The following is a 17,664-nucleotide window of genomic DNA, read 5'->3' as shown; positions in this document are numbered from 1 at the left end:
AATCACCCCTCAATACCGTATTGCTTCATTTTAGTATAAAGCGTTTTTCTATCGATATTGAGTAAGCGAGCCGCCTTTGATTTATTGTTGTTGACTTCTCTCAAGATATCTATAATTTTATCTCTTTCTGTTGAAGCTTGAATAAGTTTCAAATCAGTCGTATTATTAGCGATACTTGTTGTTTCCTGATAGTGGAGGATTTCTGGAGGTAAGGCTGATGTTTCAATACGTTCTCCTGTGCTTAAAAGTAAGGCTCTTCGAATCACATTTCTAAGCTCTCTTAAATTTCCTGGCCAACTGTATGCTTTAAGTTTCTGAATAAATTCATCAGAAAAAAGATTGATGTTTTTATTGAGTTCCTGATTGGATAGGTTTAGAAAATTATCGGCGAAAAGCTTAATGTCTTCTTTTCTATCGCGAAGAGCTGGAACCGAAATCTTGAATTCGTTCAAGCGGTGGTATAAATCCTCTCTGAAATTAGCCTTATTAACCTCTTTAATTAGATCTTCATTGGTTGCAACGAGGATTCTAACATCGGTATCGATATCATTATTGCTACCAAGCTGACGGATTTTTTTTTCTTGAATAGCTCTTAATAGTTTGATCTGAATTTCGTAGGATAAATTTCCAATCTCATCCAGGAAGAGTGTCCCTCCTTTGGCAAATTCAAACTGACCTTTTTTATCGGTAATGGCCCCTGTAAAAGAACCTTTGTTGTGACCAAAAAGTTCACTTCCTGCTAACTCATTGGATAAGGCGCCACAGTCTACAGCTACAAAGTTTCTATTCTTTCTGGCACTGGCCTCATGAATTCTTCGAGCAACAATTTCTTTTCCAGTACCACTTTCTCCTTCAATAATCACAGACATGTCAGTTGGAGCAACCAGATTGATATACTGGTCGATTTGAATAGAATTAGGACTATTTCCACGAATAAATTCAATTTTTTTAGTTTGACCAACTTTCTCAACGGTTTTAGATTTTTCTATTGCGGAATTGATAAGGACGAGAATTTCTTCAGGATTGAGAGGTTTTGTTATGTATTCGTAAGCTCCCAGTTTTATGGCATTCACAGCTGTTCGAATCTCCGCATAAGATGTCATGATGATGACTGGCATGTGAGGATTCAAACTCTTTATTTGTTTGAGAAGATCAAGGCCATTGATATCAGGTAAACGGAAATCACTAATGACCAAGTTTGGCTTAAAACTGCTAAATTTTTTTAATCCTTCATTGGCAGAAAAGGCGATGTCCGATTCGAAACCTTTCTTGTTAAGTAGGCCTTGAAGCATAATACAGATCGTAGGATCATCGTCTATAATGAGGATTTTATTCATAATGAGCTTATCGGTATGCTAAACGGTGAAAGTCAATTTAGACAAAATTAATTAAAAAGCTTTGACGGTATACTATGAGTTTGAAAAAAAATAAAGGATTGTAAGCTTGCTGTTGCAATTTTACAATCCTTATAACAGTTACTTATGAATTCTCAAGAGAAGATCTATGGCAAAGATCAACTCTGCTTGCGTCAAAAAAGTGAAAGGTTACAGAGACTTTCTGCTTTTCTTACCCGAAAGCTAAACTCATGATTATAGGCAGGTCTTCTGGCTTATCTCAATTTTGAACACCTTCCCATCCGCCAAAGGTGGACAGTGGTCTTATGTTCAAAATACAGATTCGAAAAATTTTGAATCAAGAATTACAGCTGCGGGGACAGCTCCTGTTTTTAACAGGATTCCCTATTATTCCTTTCGGAACCCAAATCGTTCTGCAAGTTTAATCAAAAATTATAATTTGCCAATAATATGAGCTGATTGATTTTTTAAAAGAAATCCTCTTCTTCAGATTCTATTAGACCTTTATTTTTAGAGTTTGCCGATTTTGTATTACAATCCAGATCAATATTGAAACCTTGAGGTTTTTCAAATTTGCCTATCGGTATATTTAAAGATTCATCAGCATATACTTTTTGCATATAAAGTGCCCAAATAGGTAAAGCCATATTAGCGCCTTGTCCCAGAGTAATTCCCTCGAAGTGGATGGCTCTATCTTCTGCTCCAACCCAGACTCCAGAAACTAAGTTGGGGGTAATACCCATAAACCATCCATCCGAATGATTCTGAGTTGTTCCTGTTTTTCCTCCCATAGGGTTGTGGAGATTGTATTTCCAGCCTAGACGTCTTCCGGTCCCTCGTCTTACAACCCCTTCAAGAAGATTGGTCATTAGGTAAGCCGTTTTAGCACTCATCGCTTCATGTTTTTGAGGGATAGAATGAGCAATTTCGTTTCCTTTGCTATCTTCAATTCTTGAAATACAACGTGGTTTAATGTAAACACCTTTGTTGGCATAGGTTCCGTAGGCACCTACCATTTCTCTTACAGTGATCTCAGATGTACCCAGAAAAACTGAAGGTACTGGATCGATTTGACTAATAACACCCATCTTTTTTGCCATATTGACAACAGCTTGAGGTTTAAATTGCTTCAAAACCCATCCTGAGATATTATTTACAGAGTTGGCTAGTCCCCACCTTAGTGTTACCATCTCGCCTGTGCGTTCGCTAGTTGAATTTCGAGAAGTCCAGGTTGTGCCATCACCCACATCAAAAGTCTGTGCAATATTGGGAACCTTATCACATGGTGTTAATCCTTCTTGCATGGCTACTGTGTACAGGAATGGTTTGATGATAGAACCAACTTGGCGCTTACCATTATTTACCATATCGTACATAAAGTGTTTGTAGTTTGGTCCACCGACATAGGCTCGAACTTCGCCTGTTTGTGGAACCATAGACATAAAACCAGCTCTAAGAAATCCCTTATAATAAAGCATAGAATCATTAGGTGATAATATGGTATCGCGCTCCCCTTTCCAAGTGAAAATTCTCATTGGGGTAGGTGTTTTGAAAATACTTTTAATAGAATCAAGGGAAATATCTTTGTCTTTTAAAACTCTATACCTCTCACTTCGTCTCATTGATTGGTATAAATTATTATCTACAGCTTCATCATCTAAATCATCAGAAAAAGGAGGATTTCTATGATATCTCTTCTCATTGTCAAAAGCAGCTTGCAAATCAAGACCCAAATGCTCTCTGACGGCTTGCTCGGCATATTTTTGCATACGAGAATCAATGGTCGTATATATTTTCAGACCATCCTGATAAATATTATATGATTCACCGTTTGCTTTTTTATTCTTATTACACCATCCGAAAAATGGGTTATTCTTCCACTCTAGAGAATCTTCAACAAAACGTTGTTGATTCCAGGAAGGATAACGACTTCGAACAGGTTTTTGGGCCGTCAGACTTGTTCTTAAATATTCTCTAAAGTATGTTGCGCTTCCTCTTCGGTGGTCAACTTTTTGGTAATCCAGATTGAGAGGTAAAAGCTTAAGTGAATCGTATTGCTCTTGTTCAAGATAATTATACTTCACCATTTGACTTAAAACAACATTACGTCTATCTAAAGTTAATTCAGGTCGACGAAGTGGGTTGTAGTATGACGAATTCTTAGCCATACCAACCAACATGGCCGCTTGTTCAATTTTAAGCGAATCGGGAGTTGTATTAAAATAAACGTGGGCTGCAGATTTAACACCAACTGCAAGGTTTAAAAAATCGTATTTATTTAAATACATGGTAAGAATTTCTTCTTTAGTATAACTACGTTCCAGTTTAACACCGATAACCCACTCACGAAATTTCCTAAATACCATGTCTAGTTTGCTACTGAATCGCTCTCTAGGGAATAACATTTTGGCTAATTGTTGCGAAAGGGTACTTCCTCCCCCTGCATTTCTGTTAGCAGTAATTAATCCTTTAACAACACGACCAAGACCAATTAAATCGACACCAGAATGATCGTAAAATCGAACATCTTCGGTTGCTACCAAAGCATTCACCATATCAGGAGATAACTCTTCGTATTTCACAAAACTTCTATTTTGAAAGTAGAATTTTCCAAGAAGAACCTTATCTGAAGAATAAATTTCAGTGGCCAAACTATTTTTGGGGTTCTCAAGCTCTTCGAAACTCGGCATAAATCCAAAATTTCCATTTGAAATACCTATAAAGAAAAAGAATACACTTAAGACTATAAATGAAAACATAGCCCAAAATGCAATGATATATTTTTTGAAATTTTTAGATCCTTTAGTTTTGTTGTCCGTTTTATTAAGATCTGAATCAGTCATATTTATCTAAAATTAATTGTTGTTCTGCTTTGTTTGTGTGCAATTGGTTCGTAAAAATAGTAAATAAAACAACAAATCTGATGAGTAAGTTTTACTTCAAAAAATGCCTCCTAAAATGAAGTGTTTTGAAAATTAGTATCATAAAATTTGGAACTTAGGGTTCATATGTTTTTACTTTGCACAAATTTTAAGAGCACGATTTTCCATAAATAGTGATGCGATGGTAGAGAATTTAGTTATTGTTGAGTCCCCTGCGAAGGCGAAAACAATTGAAAAGTTTTTAGGTGATAGTTTTCTTGTAAAGTCCAGTTTTGGGCATATCAGAGATCTAGATAAGAAGGATTTTGGTATTGATATCAAAAATAACTTTACGCCTAAATATATTGTTTCGACGGACAAAAAGAAGGTTGTAACAGAACTAAAGAAGTTGGCGAAGGAAGCAAAGACCGTTTGGATCGCTTCCGATGAGGACCGCGAGGGAGAGGCAATTGCTTGGCATTTGTTTGAAGAACTTAAATTGAAGAAAGAGAATACAAAACGTATTGTTTTTCATGAAATTACAAAAGATGCAATTCTGAATGCAGTAGAAAATCCACGTCAGATAGATGATAATTTGGTAAATGCTCAACAGGCTCGTCGAATTCTTGATAGACTGGTTGGTTTTGAAATATCACCTGTTTTGTGGAAAAAGGTTAAGCCATCCTTATCAGCAGGACGTGTACAGTCAGTGGCTGTTCGCCTTATTGTTGAAAGAGAACGTGAAATCATAGCTTTTAAATCGAAATCATTCTATAAAGTTGTAGCTCATTTCTTGGTCACAGAAAAAGATGGCTCAAATAAAGTATTGAAATCTGAGCTGCCTAAACGTTTCGACACAAAGGAAGAAACACTAAAGTTTTTGGAGTCATGTAAAAATGCAGAGTATCATATTGATGATATTGTGACGAAGCCATCTGTTAGAAAACCAGCTGCACCTTTTACAACTTCAACATTGCAGCAGGAAGCAAGTCGTAAGCTCGGATTTTCAGTGTCGCAAACAATGACAGTTGCTCAACGTTTGTATGAGGCTGGACACATTACTTATATGAGAACAGACTCGGTAAACTTGTCTGAGACAGCATTAAAGATAGCTAAAGAAGAAATTACTCGTTTACATGGTGCAGACTACGTAAAGATCAGAAAATATAGCACGAAGAGTAAAGGAGCTCAAGAGGCTCACGAGGCTATTCGTCCTGCATACCTTAATAAGGATCGTGTAGAAGGTGAATCAAATGAAAAGCGTCTTTATGATTTGATTTGGAAACGTACCATTGCTTCTCAAATGAGCGATGCTTTGCTCGAGAAAACAAATATTAAAATCAGTATTTCAACAAATGAGGAAAAGTTTGTTGCAACTGGTGAGATGATTAAATTCGAAGGGTTCCTTAAGGTTTATTTGGAATCAACTGACGATGAAGAACAGAAACAAGAAGAATCTCTTCTTCCGCAAGTGAGTATTGGAGATAAATTAGAGTGTGAGCACATTAAAGCTATTCAGAATTTCACACTTCGTCCTCCACGATTTACTGAGGCAAGTTTGGTTAAAAAGCTTGAGGAATTAGGAATCGGTCGTCCATCAACATATGCCCCAACAATTACTACCGTTCAAAACAGAGGGTATGTTGTTAAGGAAACACGTGATGGAGTGCAACGTGAGTATGAGGTCTTCAATCTAATTGATAACTCGATAGAAGAAGAGATTAAAAGTCAAATAACTGGAGCGGAGAATAAGAAATTATTTCCTTCAGATATTGGAATGGTTGTAACTGACTTTCTGATTAAGCATTTCTCAAATATCATGAACTACAACTTTACAGCTGATGTGGAGAAAGAATTCGATGAGATTGCTTTAGGTAACTCAGTTTGGTACGAAATGATTGGGAAGTTTTATTTTCCTTTTCATGAAAACGTTGAGAAAACACTTGAAACATCTGACCGTTCTACAGGAGAAAGAATTCTTGGTGAAGATCCAAAAACAGGTAAAGTTATTCTTGTTCGTATTGGGCGTTATGGGCCAATGGCTCAATTGGGCGAAAGTGTAGAAGGAGACGAAGAAAAGCCAAAGTTTGCCAGCCTGCTAACAGGTCAGCATCTTGAAACGATAACTCTTGAAGAGGCGATTGATCTTTTTAAACTACCTAGAGATTTAGGTTTGTATGAAGATAAAAAAGTGGTTGTTGCAATTGGTAGATTTGGACCTTATGTCCGTCATGATAGTAAATTTTCATCCCTGAATAAGGATGTTGATGATCCTATGACTATAGATTTGGAAAGAGCAATTGAGTTAATTGAAGAAAAACGTGAGAAGGATCGTTTGAAGCATATTAAGTCTTTTGAAGAAGATGTTGAACTTCAAATTTTGAATGGCCGCTGGGGACCTTATATCGCTTATCAAAAAGAAAATTATAGGTTGGCTAAAGATGTGGATCCAAAATCTCTTTCTTACGAAGCTTGTTTAAAAATTATTAAGGATACGCCTCAGAAGAAGAAAAAATCAACAGCAGCAAAGAGTACGCCTGTTGTAAAGAAGAAGGCTCCAGCTAAGAAAAAAGCGACTGCTAAAAAGACGACAGCGGCTAAGAATAAAACGGTTGCCAAAAAGAAAGAATAATCTTTTGAATCAATTTTTTATAATTCAAGAATCCAACGAAATATTTCGTTGGATTCTTTTTTTTTGAATTTAATTGCGAATAAATACGATGAATTTCCAGAAAATTGTAATTTTATATCTAGCTTGTTTGAATGTAAAATATGTGTTTTGTTTGACTAATGTATCGGTTACTTTGATGAAGCTTGTATAAGATGAATATTATTGCTTACTTTACAACAAACCAGATTATCATTAGTACAGAATCTGTTTCTATTTATGAGAAGGATATTTTTCATCATATTGGCTGTCGGGATAAGTATAGTTTCAAAAGCTCAGCAAGATCCTCAGTTCAGTCAGAACATGTATAACTTACTCACTTTTAATCCTGCATTTGCAGGAGTTGGTGAAGAAATGACAGGATCTATTATTAACCGCCAGCAATGGATAGGCTTTGATGATGCTCCTGTGTCTACGGCTTTTAACGGAAATATTCCATTGAAAATCGGAAGTAGAATGCATGGCCTGGGTTTAACAGTAATGAGTGATAAGTTGGGTATTGAAAATAAAACCAATATTAAGTTTCAATACGCTTATCAGTTTAAAATATTTAAGGGTATTTTGAATGCTGGATTAAGTGTTGGATTACAAAATAATGCATTAAAAGGAGAGTGGGAAGCTTTGGATGATGGAGATGTTCTTTTAAATGGAGGAAGTATTGACGCAAGTAAAATGGTTTTTGATGCAGGCGTAGGCTTCTATTATAGAAGTAAATCATTATATTTAGGAGCATCAACAACTCATATTAATAAGCCAAACGTGGCTTATAATGAAAGTCTTGGAACCTATTTGTATAGGCATTGTTATTTTATGGGTGGTTATAAGCATGCTTTGAACTACCAGATTGATATTATACCATCGTTTTTTGTTAAAACGGATGCGATAAGTACACAATATGATATCAATACGAATGTTGTATACAATAAAAAATACCGTGGTGGCGTTTCCTATAGAGTAGACGACGCTTTTGTTTTTTTAGTAGGAATTTTATTAAAGAATGGATTAGATATAGGTGTTGCTTATGATGTTTCTGTATCAGATATAAAAAAGCCATCATTAGAATTTATGTTGGCTTATCATTTTACACCGAGTCTAATTAAGCGGAAGCAAAAATATAAGAGTATTCGCTTTTTGTAGAAGAAAATGTATTAAAAATCAGTGCATAGCACGAATCATAGAGTTATGAATAAACTTGTTGTATTTATCGGAGTTGTTTTTCTGTTAGGATTGTCTAGCTGTGGTCGTAGAAACGAAGGCGGCGAATTGGTCGGAGCTTCTCAAAGAGGGAAATATATGGAACCTATTCCACATGGTATGGTTCTTATTCCTAGTGGAAGTTTTACTCAGGGTATCAATGATCAGGATGCAACCTGGGCATTAAATTCTCAATCGAAACGTGTTTCTATCGGCGCTTTTTGGATGGATGAAACAGAGATTACTAATAATGAGTACCGTCAGTTTGTTGAGTGGGTACGTGATTCTATAGCTAGAACCAAATTAGGTGAGCAATTTGAAGAATTCTTGAATTCTGAAGATGAGAATGGTAATTTAATTGAACCACCAACACTTAATTGGGACAAAGAAATTGAGTGGGATAACGAAGAATATTCTGAACTTCTTGAAGAAATGTACGTGCCAGAGAATGAAAGATTCTCTAGTAGAAAAGAAATTGATGCCCGAAAATTGGTTTTTTCTTTTCAATGGGTTGATTTTAAACAAGCTGCTCGTTTGTCGAACCGTTACAATAGTGAAACGGGAGAATATGATGGTTTAGTTGATGACTACCAAGGCGGACGAAAGAGTATAGAAGACAGGTCGTCTTTTATCATTAAAGAATCTTTGAATATTTATCCTGATACTTTAAGTTGGATTCATGACTTTACTTATTCCTATAATGAACCTTTAGCTGAACAATATTTCTGGCATCCATCTTTTGATGACTATCCTGTAGTAGGTGTTAGTTGGAAACAAGCTCGTGCATTCTGCCGTTGGAGAACTGAATTTCACAACTCAGCTTTAAGGAAAAATGGGAAATATCCTGTTCCGGAATACCGCCTACCAACAGAGACCGAGTGGGAGTACGCTGCCCGAGGAGGTATTTCTTTAAACCTATACCCATGGGGTGGAGATTATACTCGTAATGAAAAAGGATGCTTTTTGGCCAACTTTAAACCATTAAGAGGTAATTATGTTGACGATGGTGGATTTGTAACTTTACGTGTTGGAACTTATGAGCCCAATGGATATGGTCTTTACGATATGGCTGGTAATGTTGCTGAGTGGACTTCCGCAGTATATGCAGAGTCGGCATATAGCTTTACTCACGATATGAATCCCAACTATCAATATAATGCACTACCCAATGATCCTCCAGCTCTAAAGAGAAAAGTTGTAAGAGGTGGATCATGGAAAGATGTTGGATATTTCCTTCAGTGTGGTGTTTCTAGTTATGAATATCAAGATACTGCTAAATCATTTATTGGTTTTAGATGTGTTCGTACACGTCACGTAAAATAATTGTAAATAATAATATCCTAAATAAGTTATTATGAATATTACCGAAATAGTTGAATCGCCTAGGTGGAAAAGATTTATGGGCTATGTGTACGGTTGGGGTGCGTCTGTAGTTTTACTAGGGGCTCTTTTCAAAATTCAACACTGGAATCATGCTGGAACATTGCTTACTGTAGGTATGCTTACGGAGGTAATCATCTTTTTCTTTTCGGCTTTTGAGCCACCACATGAAGAGCCAGATTGGAGTTTAGTTTATCCTGAGCTGATTGGTTTAGATCCTAGAGAAAGAGCAGGAGGCCTTCAGGTTGAAGGTTTAGACGAATTGCAATCATTCTTAGAGAATGTGAGCATTGATTCAAATAAGCTATCCAATTTGAGTCAAGGTTTAGGTAAGCTTTCTGATGCCGCAGAGCGTATTTCGGATATGTCGGAAGCAGCTGTAGCCACCGAGGGATATATAGAAACTCTTAGAAATGCCAGTGAATCAGTAAGCGTTCTTTCTGACTCTTATAATTCTTCTTCTCAAAATATATCAGAATCGGCGACACAATTGAGTCAGTCATATAGCCAATTGGCTTCGACAATCTCAAGTAATGGTCAAGAATTCTCTGATAGGGTTCAAGAATCAGGAGATCAGTTATTGAATACTTACGAAGATTTTAAATCTAGTTTAAACGGAAATTTTTCACATATCACCGAAAGTGGTAAGAGTTATGCAGAATCGATGTCCAGTCTTAATGAAAAATTGGCATCTCTAAATTCTGTGTTTGAATTGCAATTAAAACATTCGAATGAACAGATTGAAGAAGGAAGAAGAGTTCAGGATAATTTTAATGAAATAGTTGAAAACCTTAATGTGACTCTTGATAATACAAAGATATATCGTCAGGAAACTGAAGCTTTGAATGACCGTTTATCTGCATTGAATTCAGTGTATGGCAATATGCTGAGTGCTTTAGATATTAGTAAGAATAAAAATTAATATTGACTAAGTTTTCTATTTAAGCTAATATGGGAGCATCGAATTGTAAAGAGACACCACGGCAGAAAATGATTGGAATGATGTATTTATTCCTGACAGCAATGTTGGCTATAAATGTATCTAATGAGGTATTGGATGCTTTTACTATAATTGATAATGGTTTAGCCAAAACGGTTCGAACTTTCGAACAGAAAAACCAAATGATTTATGGTGAATTCAAAAGAGCCTTAGATGCCAATACAATAAAGGTAAAACCTTCCTATGACAAGGCAATGGTGATACAAGATTTATCAAACGATTTGTGTAAGGAATTACAAGATTACAAGGTTAAGTTAGTTAAGATTGCTGATGGCCCAGAAGGTCGTATAGATAGTATTCAAAAGAAAGATAATATTGATGTTGCGGCTCAACTTATGATCGTTGGTGGCAAAGGGAAAGTTTTAAAAAAGCAAGTTAGAGATTTTCGAGAGCATATTTTGGAATTGATTCCAGAGAAAGATAGTTTGTTTAAACACTCTATTGCTGCGACCTTAAATACGGATGATCCTCCAAAGAAAAAAGCTGGTGATCCAGCTTATTCGTGGGAATCTCTGCAATTTGCACATATTCCGTTGGCAGGTGCTATTACACTTTTGTCTAAACTTCAAACAGATATTCGATCGGTAGAATCTGATGCTGTTAAATATTTATTTAATCAGATTGAAGCTGAGTCATTCCCTTTTAATAAGTTGAAAGCTCAAGTGATTGCCAAATCAAACTTTGTATTGAAAGGTGATGCGTATGAAGCTGAGGTCTTCTTGGCAGCTAGTGATACTACTCAAAACCCTAAAATTACTCTTACAGGTGGTGGTGAAATTAAGAATTTTGATCCTGCATCTAGAAGAGGAATTTATACTCGTAAGGAAAATGAATTAGGGCAGAAATCTTGGGGTGGAGTTGTTCATTATACCACACCATCAGGAGAAACAAGAGACTATCCATTTGAAGCGGAATATATCGTTAGTGAGCCTCAGGTAGTTGTTTCCCCAACTAAAATGAACGTATTTTATTCTGGTGTTGATAATCCTGTTAGTGTATCTGCACCTGGTTTTACGATGGATAATTTAAGAGCTACTATTGATAACGGTGTGTTGATTAAAGAAGGTAAAGGTTACATTGCAAAACCTAAAGTTGTTGGGAAAGCTGCTAATGTTTTGGTAGAGGGAAGACTAGAAGGTAAATGGCGTCCTCTTAAATCTGTGGAGTTTAGAGTAAAACCTATTCCTGATCCAGTTGCCATGGTTGCTGGTAAAAACGGAGGATCAATCAATGGGAACCTTTTGGCTATGCAAACTGGTGTAGATGCAGTTATGGATGGTTTTGATTTTGATCTGAAATTTAAAATAAAAAGTTTTACGGTTTCAACTCAGGTAAAAGGATTTACAAGGGATGAAAAATCAGATTCAGACTATTTTACGCCAACTCAAATTAAGTTGCTAAAGGGCTTAAGAAAGAAACAAAAAGTTTATATTGAGGACATTAAGGCTGTTGGACCAGATGGTTCAATCCGAAATCTTCCTACAATATCGTTTAGAGTTCAATAATTCTCAACGGGATATTAAAATATTATCGGTTTATTTAATCGAGTTAATCTAGAATTAGATCGCTTGCTCTATTTAAAAGGAGTAGCAATCTGCCTTGGACATATAAATTATTTACGGATGAAAAGGATTGTATTTTTATTAGTCGGTTTAATCATAATGGGAAGCTTTTCTCAATCGAAAGCACAGACAACTCCTACTAGTATTTATTCTAAGGATCATACTAAGAATGAGAGACCAATTCCATATGCTCACATACGTGAGGCAGATGTTATTTTTTCGAAATTGGTTTGGCGTGTCATCAATTTACGCGAAAAGATGAATCAACCTATGTATTATCCGACACGACCCATGGATGATAGATACAGTTTGATCGATCTTCTGATGTTTGGAATTGAGAACGAGGGTTTGACAGCTTATGATACAGAGGATGATGAGTTTACGACACCATTGAGCATCGAGGATATTCAAGCAAAATTTGGAGCTGGTGTTGATACGATTAGACAACCCAATAGAGAAACAGGTCTGATGGAGACTAAAATTGTTCCAAGATCGGTGAATACTAATGAGGTGACCAAATACTTAGTAAAGGAACAGTGGTTGTTTGATAAGCAGAGTTCTACTTTACAGGTTAGAATTATTGGTTTAATGCCTATTCGTGAGTATGTGAAAGAAGGTGATTCAGAACTTGATGGTTTACGTAAAAAGAAAATGTTTTGGATTTTCTTCCCTGAGGCTAGACAATTGTTAGCGACTCATGAAGTGTTTAATCCATTTAATGATGCTCGAAGATTCTCGTATGATGATTTGTTCATGAAGAGACGTTTTTCAAGTTATATCAACCAGGTTTCAAATGTACATGATAATAGACCAATTGAATCATATACTGTAGGTCTTCAAACCATGTTAGAATCAGAAAAGATTAAAAATGATCTTTTAAATATGGAACACGATTTTTGGGAATATTAAGATATTATAAAACAAAAAAAGGAGCCTTAAGGCTCCTTTTTTATTAAATAAACTTATTCCTTTGGGAGACTTTAAGGTCACCAATAAATGTTTTAATGTCTTGTTCGTTTTCTTTTTTGCAGATGAGTAGGGTGTCTTCACTATCAACAATGATATAATCATTTATTCCCTGAACAACGACAAGCTTTTCCTTCGGAACATTAATTAAGCAGTTTTCAGAATCATAAAGCATGACATTATCGCCTTGAACCACATTTCCTGCTTCATCTTTGTTTGATCTAATATAAAGTGATCCCCAGGTTCCAAGATCAGACCAACCAAAATCAGCACAGAATACATAAACTTTATCAGACTTTTCAAGTATGCCATAGTCGATTGAGATGTTTGGACATTCTGGGTATATCTTGTCGATGAATTCCTTTTCAGAAGCTTCATCTGAAATATTTTCCCCCGATGAAAATAGACTTTCTATATCAGGTAAGTAGTCTTTAAAAGCTGCATCGATTGCTGAAAGTGACCAAATAAAAATTCCGGAGTTCCAGAAAAAATCTCCTGAGCCTACAAAGAGTTTAGCAAGTTCTAAATTTGGTTTTTCTGTAAAGGTCTTAACTTTTGAAATACCCAAATCTAGGATCTTATTCTCTACCTGTATATAGCCATATCCAGTCTCTGGGCGATTAGGTTTTAAACCAAGAGTTAGGAGTTTATCGGTATTGTTTACATAGTTTAAACCCTCGTTAATCACATTTAAAAATTCCGTTTCGTTTGTGATTAGATGATCTGCAGGTGAGATTATTATACGAGCATTTTTATCTCGTTGTTTTATTTTGTAATTGGCAAAGGCTATGCAAGGAGCAGTGTTTCGCATGATAGGTTCAAGTAGCACTTGTTCAGGATTAAGCATAGGAAGCTGTTCCAAAACCAAGTCTTTGTAATCCTCGTTGGTTACGATATAGTAGTTTTCTTGTGGGCAAACAGAACTGAATCGCTCAAAAGCCATTTGAATAAGTGTCCTTCCAGTACCTAATATGTCAAGAAATTGTTTCGGACTTTCTCTCTTACTCAGTGGCCAAAATCGGGAGCCGATACCACCCGCCATAATGACGCAGTAAATATTTGAATTCATCGTTGTGTGTTTTAGATATCTATGTAATGATATTTAATCTTAATTGCTTTTTCTAAATTTACACATTCAATTATTGATTTCAAACAGTGATTTGAATGTAGTTTGCTTTTTATTATTCTAATGATAATTAAGGGATAATTGTTACTTTTATCATAAAATGTAATCCTTATGAATATTATTGAAAATATAGGACAATATATCCTTTTTCTGAATAGGGTTTTTTCTAAACCAGAAAGAGGGCGTGTGTTCTTTGCACAGATTATCAAAGAGATATATAAACTGGGTGTTAACTCTGTTGGTATTGTCGTTATTATCTCTGTATTTATGGGTGCTGTAATTAGTCTTCAAACAGCCTATAATTTGGTGAATCCTTTATTACCAGACTACCTAGTCGGGTATACCACTCGTGAATCGATGATACTGGAATTTTCGTCTACAATAGTCGGTTTAATATTAGCAGGAAAGGTGGGTTCTAATATTGCTTCCGAAATTGGATCTATGCGCGTTACTGAGCAGATTGATGCACTTGAAATTATGGGGGTTAATTCAGCAAGTTATTTAATCTTCCCTAAGATAATAGCTGCCGTTTTTATCAACCCATTCTTATACATTCTCAGTGTTTTTGTTGGTATTGGAGGTGGTTTATTGGCTAGTTCATTTGCAAATGTCGTTAGTGTTTCTGATTTCTTGTATGGTGTACAAAATGATTTTATTCCTTACTACATAACTTATTCTTTAATTAAAACGCTTGTCTTTGCTTTTATAATAACCTCTATACCATCTTATTATGGGTATTTTGTTTCTGGGGGTGCTTTAGAAGTTGGTAAAGCCAGTACTAAAGCTGTTGTGAATAGTAGTATTCTTATTCTACTTGCTAATCTGATTCTTACTCAAATTTTATTGAAATGATTGAATTGAAAGAAGTCAATAAATCCTTTAGCGATTTGAAAGTCTTAGATGATATATCTATTCAATTTGAGGCGGGTAAAACAAATCTGATTATTGGACAGAGTGGGTCGGGTAAAACGGTTTTGCTTAAATCAATCATTGGTTTGCACGAGGTGGATAATGGCCATGTTTATTATGATGATCGAGATTTTACTCAGATGAATTTTAATGAAAGAAAGCTTATTCGTAAGGAAATGGGAATGGTCTTTCAAGGAGGAGCACTTTTTGATTCTTTATCTGTTGAGGAGAATGTTCGTTTTCCACTTGATATGTTTTCTGAGATGAATGAAGATGAGAAGATTGGTCGAGTGAAATTTTGTTTGGATAGAGTGGATATTAAAAAAGCTCATAAATTGTATCCTGCTGAGATAAGTGGAGGGATGCAAAAGCGAGTAGCCATTGCAAGAGCCATTGCTCTTAATCCAAGTTATTTGTTTTGTGATGAGCCTAATTCAGGTCTCGATCCGGTTACAGCTATTTTGATTGATAAGCTTATTCAAGAAATCACCAAGGAATTTAACATGACCACGATTATCAATACGCATGACATGAATTCCGTCATGGAGATAGGCGAGAAGATTCTTTTTATAAATAAAGGTGTGAAAGCTTGGGAAGGTTCAAGCGAAGAGATCTTTGATACCGAGAACCAATCATTAAATAATTTTGTGTTTGCATCTAATCTTTTTAAAAAGATAAAGAAGGAGCTTTAACTTCACTTTATACCTGACAGAGTTGCTTATATTTAAATATTTTAAACAAGTTTCTATGAACTGATTTTTTATCTTTGTCCAAGATAAATTCTGTACCGACTTATTATGAATAAACAACTAATATTTCTGTTTTTTGCAACATTACTTTTATTCTCTTGTTCTAAGAAAGAGGAAAAAACGTATTTGTCAAAGGATGATTTTACCCGAATCCTATTTGATATTCATTTAACTGATGGTGTGTTAACATCAAAGAATATTGTTAATAGAGGGAGTGAGTATCGCCCTAGTTTTTATTATAATTCGATTTACAAGAAATATAATATTACTCCAGAGCAGTTTGATTCTTGTGTGAGTTTTTATACACAGAATTCGGCCTTGTATGAAAAGATTTACGAGAAGGTAATTGATTCTTTAAATCGTATGGAAACACAGTTTCGTATCGCTTTGAAAGATTCTTTAGTTGTTCGAGATACGGTGAATCTATGGAAAGGTAGAAGAAGTGTATTTCTAGCCAGAGGTCGTCATGAGAATTTAAGTTTTTCAATTCCTATCACAGAGAAGGGGATTTATACAGTGCGTGCTGATGTAAAGCGTTTTAAGGATGATCAAAGTAGGAACCCATTCTTAAAGGCTTATTTTTGGAAAGAGGATTCTTTGAAAAAAAGTGAACGAATTAATTTTGATTCTATTCCTATAGAGCACTCAGATGATTTTGTTCGATACGAAACACAGCTGGAGTTTTCTGATTCTACTTTTAAAGAGTTAAGAGGAGATCTTATTGTCTGGAGTAATGTGGATAGTAATTTCACCCAGCATATTCAACTGAAAGATATCATGATCTTTAACCCTCAAATTAAGCGTGATTCTTTAGGTCTGGATTCTATTGTAAGAATGAAAAGATTTGGCAGAGAAGAATTTGATGAGTACGAGGAAATCAATAGACCCCAAAAATTTAGGGAGCTTGATAAGCCTAGTAAGATTCGAAAAATTGATGAGCTGAAGAAGTAATGAGAAAAATTTCTGCTAGTTATATCATCAGTAACGTGGGAGTTCCATTGAAGAATGGAATCTTAGTCCTAAATGATGATAATTCTGTTGCTGAATTGATTGATAGGAAAGGTTCTGTTAAAGAAATACAAGACTTAGAATACTATAGTGGGGTTCTTGTCCCTGGGTTTGTTGATGTTTTCACCTTTTTGTCGTGGCCTGATATGAATACTGGTTCGATTAAGTCTAACGATTTATCTAAATTGCCATTGGGTGAATTGGGTGATATACAGATGATCCAGAAGGCGATCAATCATTTGGAAGCTTTTGGAACCAAAGGTGCAGCAGATTTTTTTCCTAGCCAAAAGAGTCACGATCTTAAAATAAATTCAAAGCTGATTATTAGAGATATTCACGATATCTCAGGTATATACACAAGTAAACTATTTTCAGAATTTTCAAGTACGGTTTTAGGTCGATTGTTCCCTAACAATATTTCTTCAGATAAAGCGTTTTGTATAGGGACAGGAAGTTTGTCAAGCCATCTTAAACTATCGGTTTTTGAAGAGCTTAAGTATCTAAAAACAATCAAAACTGATTTAAGCTTAGAACAGCAAATAAAATGGGCCTGTTTGAATGGTGCAGATGCTCTAGGTTTCGATCAATTAGGGAGTTTTGAAGTAGGCAAGAAACCTGGTGTTAATTTGATTACACATCTCGATTACGATAATTTCTGTTTGAAATCTGATAGTAAACTTAAAGTGATAGTTTAGACGAGTTTATTTATTCAAAATCTTTAGGTAATAAGAATTTCTCGAGAGATAAAGCCTATTAAATGAATTCTGATAAATTAAAGTCAATATAAAAAATAGTTTCTAAGGCTGATAGCTAACTAATCTATTTGTATATTGTTTCTTGTTTTCAAATAGATTATTGAGGTCTTTGAGCCTTTAGTATTTCCAAT

13 protein-coding genes and 1 riboswitch are annotated in these 17,664 nt (G+C 35.3%); of the genes, 10 read left to right on the top strand and 3 right to left on the bottom strand.

Annotated features, from left to right (window positions below):
* Window positions 1–2: 2 nt before the first annotated feature.
* Both DWB61_RS11645 and DWB61_RS11640 read right to left on the bottom strand, forming a co-directional pair.
* Window positions 3–1,337 carry a sigma-54-dependent transcriptional regulator gene (locus tag DWB61_RS11645; protein ID WP_125031083.1) on the bottom strand — a complete coding sequence of 445 codons (1,335 nt, stop codon included), beginning with the start codon at window positions 1,335–1,337 and terminating at the stop codon, window positions 3–5.
* A gap of 240 nt (window positions 1,338–1,577) precedes the next feature.
* Window positions 1,578–1,777, bottom strand: a riboswitch (cobalamin riboswitch).
* Window positions 1,778–1,822: 45 nt separating this feature from the next.
* On the bottom strand, window positions 1,823–4,198 hold the full coding sequence (locus DWB61_RS11640; RefSeq protein ID WP_125031082.1) for a transglycosylase domain-containing protein: 2,376 nt from the start codon (window positions 4,196–4,198) through the stop codon (window positions 1,823–1,825).
* Between the two features lie 220 nt (window positions 4,199–4,418).
* Between DWB61_RS11640 and topA the strand changes: the two genes are divergently transcribed.
* The 6 genes from topA (at window position 4,419) to porN (ending at window position 12,929) form a co-directional block, all read left to right on the top strand.
* A complete protein-coding gene (topA, locus tag DWB61_RS11635) occupies window positions 4,419–6,848 on the top strand; it encodes a type I DNA topoisomerase (protein ID WP_125031081.1) in 2,430 nt (809 codons plus the stop codon).
* A gap of 255 nt (window positions 6,849–7,103) precedes the next feature.
* Window positions 7,104–8,021: a PorP/SprF family type IX secretion system membrane protein gene (locus DWB61_RS11630; RefSeq protein WP_125031080.1), complete on the top strand. Its 918-nt coding sequence runs from the start codon at window positions 7,104–7,106 to the stop codon at window positions 8,019–8,021.
* A gap of 45 nt (window positions 8,022–8,066) precedes the next feature.
* A complete protein-coding gene (gene porK, locus DWB61_RS11625; RefSeq protein WP_125031079.1) occupies window positions 8,067–9,401 on the top strand; it encodes a T9SS ring complex lipoprotein PorK/GldK in 1,335 nt (444 codons plus the stop codon).
* A gap of 31 nt (window positions 9,402–9,432) precedes the next feature.
* A complete protein-coding gene (porL, locus tag DWB61_RS11620; protein WP_125031078.1) occupies window positions 9,433–10,380 on the top strand; it encodes a type IX secretion system motor protein PorL/GldL in 948 nt (315 codons plus the stop codon).
* Between the two features lie 29 nt (window positions 10,381–10,409).
* Window positions 10,410–11,963, top strand: a complete 1,554-nt coding sequence (porM, locus tag DWB61_RS11615) for a type IX secretion system motor protein PorM/GldM (protein ID WP_125031077.1) — start codon at window positions 10,410–10,412, stop codon at window positions 11,961–11,963.
* Window positions 11,964–12,080: 117 nt separating this feature from the next.
* Entirely contained in the window at window positions 12,081–12,929 is an 849-nt protein-coding gene (porN, locus tag DWB61_RS11610) for a type IX secretion system ring subunit PorN/GldN (RefSeq protein ID WP_125031076.1), read from the top strand.
* 43 nt (window positions 12,930–12,972) lie between these two features.
* Here the strand turns inward: porN and DWB61_RS11605 are convergent, their stop codons facing one another.
* Entirely contained in the window at window positions 12,973–14,055 is a 1,083-nt protein-coding gene (locus DWB61_RS11605) for a mannose-1-phosphate guanylyltransferase (RefSeq protein WP_125031075.1), read from the bottom strand.
* Window positions 14,056–14,223: 168 nt separating this feature from the next.
* Between DWB61_RS11605 and DWB61_RS11600 the strand changes: the two genes are divergently transcribed.
* The 4 genes from DWB61_RS11600 to DWB61_RS11585 all read left to right on the top strand — a co-directional run bounded on the left by DWB61_RS11600 (window position 14,224) and on the right by DWB61_RS11585 (window position 17,473).
* A complete protein-coding gene (locus DWB61_RS11600) occupies window positions 14,224–14,964 on the top strand; it encodes an MlaE family ABC transporter permease (RefSeq protein ID WP_125031074.1) in 741 nt (246 codons plus the stop codon).
* Entirely contained in the window at window positions 14,961–15,713 is a 753-nt protein-coding gene (locus DWB61_RS11595) for an ABC transporter ATP-binding protein (protein ID WP_125031073.1), read from the top strand. Before DWB61_RS11600 ends, DWB61_RS11595 begins: the two co-directional genes overlap by 4 nt.
* Before the next feature lie 105 nt (window positions 15,714–15,818).
* Complete coding sequence (locus DWB61_RS11590) at window positions 15,819–16,721, top strand: DUF4296 domain-containing protein (protein WP_125031072.1); 903 nt, start codon at window positions 15,819–15,821, stop codon at window positions 16,719–16,721.
* Window positions 16,721–17,473, top strand: a complete 753-nt coding sequence (locus tag DWB61_RS11585) for an amidohydrolase family protein (RefSeq protein ID WP_125031071.1) — start codon at window positions 16,721–16,723, stop codon at window positions 17,471–17,473. Before DWB61_RS11590 ends, DWB61_RS11585 begins: the two co-directional genes overlap by 1 nt.
* Window positions 17,474–17,664: the final 191 nt, after the last annotated feature.

This window comes from Ancylomarina euxina (assembly GCF_003863355.1).
Classification (GTDB): domain Bacteria; phylum Bacteroidota; class Bacteroidia; order Bacteroidales; family Marinifilaceae; genus Ancylomarina; species Ancylomarina euxinus.
This window is presented reverse-complemented; position numbering and strand designations above follow the sequence as displayed.

Excerpts from the sequence above, each read along its gene's own strand:
- DWB61_RS11590 (WP_125031072.1), top strand. The coding sequence starts at position 15,819 with ATGAATAAACAACTAATATTTCTGTTTTTTGCAACATTACTTTTATTC.
- porK (WP_125031079.1), top strand. The coding sequence starts at position 8,067 with ATGAATAAACTTGTTGTATTTATCGGAGTTGTTTTTCTGTTAGGATTG.
- porN (WP_125031076.1), top strand. The coding sequence starts at position 12,081 with ATGAAAAGGATTGTATTTTTATTAGTCGGTTTAATCATAATGGGAAGC.
- DWB61_RS11605 (WP_125031075.1), bottom strand. The coding sequence starts at position 14,055 with ATGAATTCAAATATTTACTGCGTCATTATGGCGGGTGGTATCGGCTCC.
- DWB61_RS11640 (WP_125031082.1), bottom strand. The coding sequence starts at position 4,198 with ATGACTGATTCAGATCTTAATAAAACGGACAACAAAACTAAAGGATCT.
- DWB61_RS11600 (WP_125031074.1), top strand. The coding sequence starts at position 14,224 with ATGAATATTATTGAAAATATAGGACAATATATCCTTTTTCTGAATAGG.
- DWB61_RS11585 (WP_125031071.1), top strand. The coding sequence starts at position 16,721 with ATGAGAAAAATTTCTGCTAGTTATATCATCAGTAACGTGGGAGTTCCA.
- porL (WP_125031078.1), top strand. The coding sequence starts at position 9,433 with ATGAATATTACCGAAATAGTTGAATCGCCTAGGTGGAAAAGATTTATG.
- porM (WP_125031077.1), top strand. The coding sequence starts at position 10,410 with ATGGGAGCATCGAATTGTAAAGAGACACCACGGCAGAAAATGATTGGA.
- DWB61_RS11595 (WP_125031073.1), top strand. The coding sequence starts at position 14,961 with ATGATTGAATTGAAAGAAGTCAATAAATCCTTTAGCGATTTGAAAGTC.
- DWB61_RS11630 (WP_125031080.1), top strand. The coding sequence starts at position 7,104 with ATGAGAAGGATATTTTTCATCATATTGGCTGTCGGGATAAGTATAGTT.
- DWB61_RS11645 (WP_125031083.1), bottom strand. The coding sequence starts at position 1,337 with ATGAATAAAATCCTCATTATAGACGATGATCCTACGATCTGTATTATG.
- topA (WP_125031081.1), top strand. The coding sequence starts at position 4,419 with ATGGTAGAGAATTTAGTTATTGTTGAGTCCCCTGCGAAGGCGAAAACA.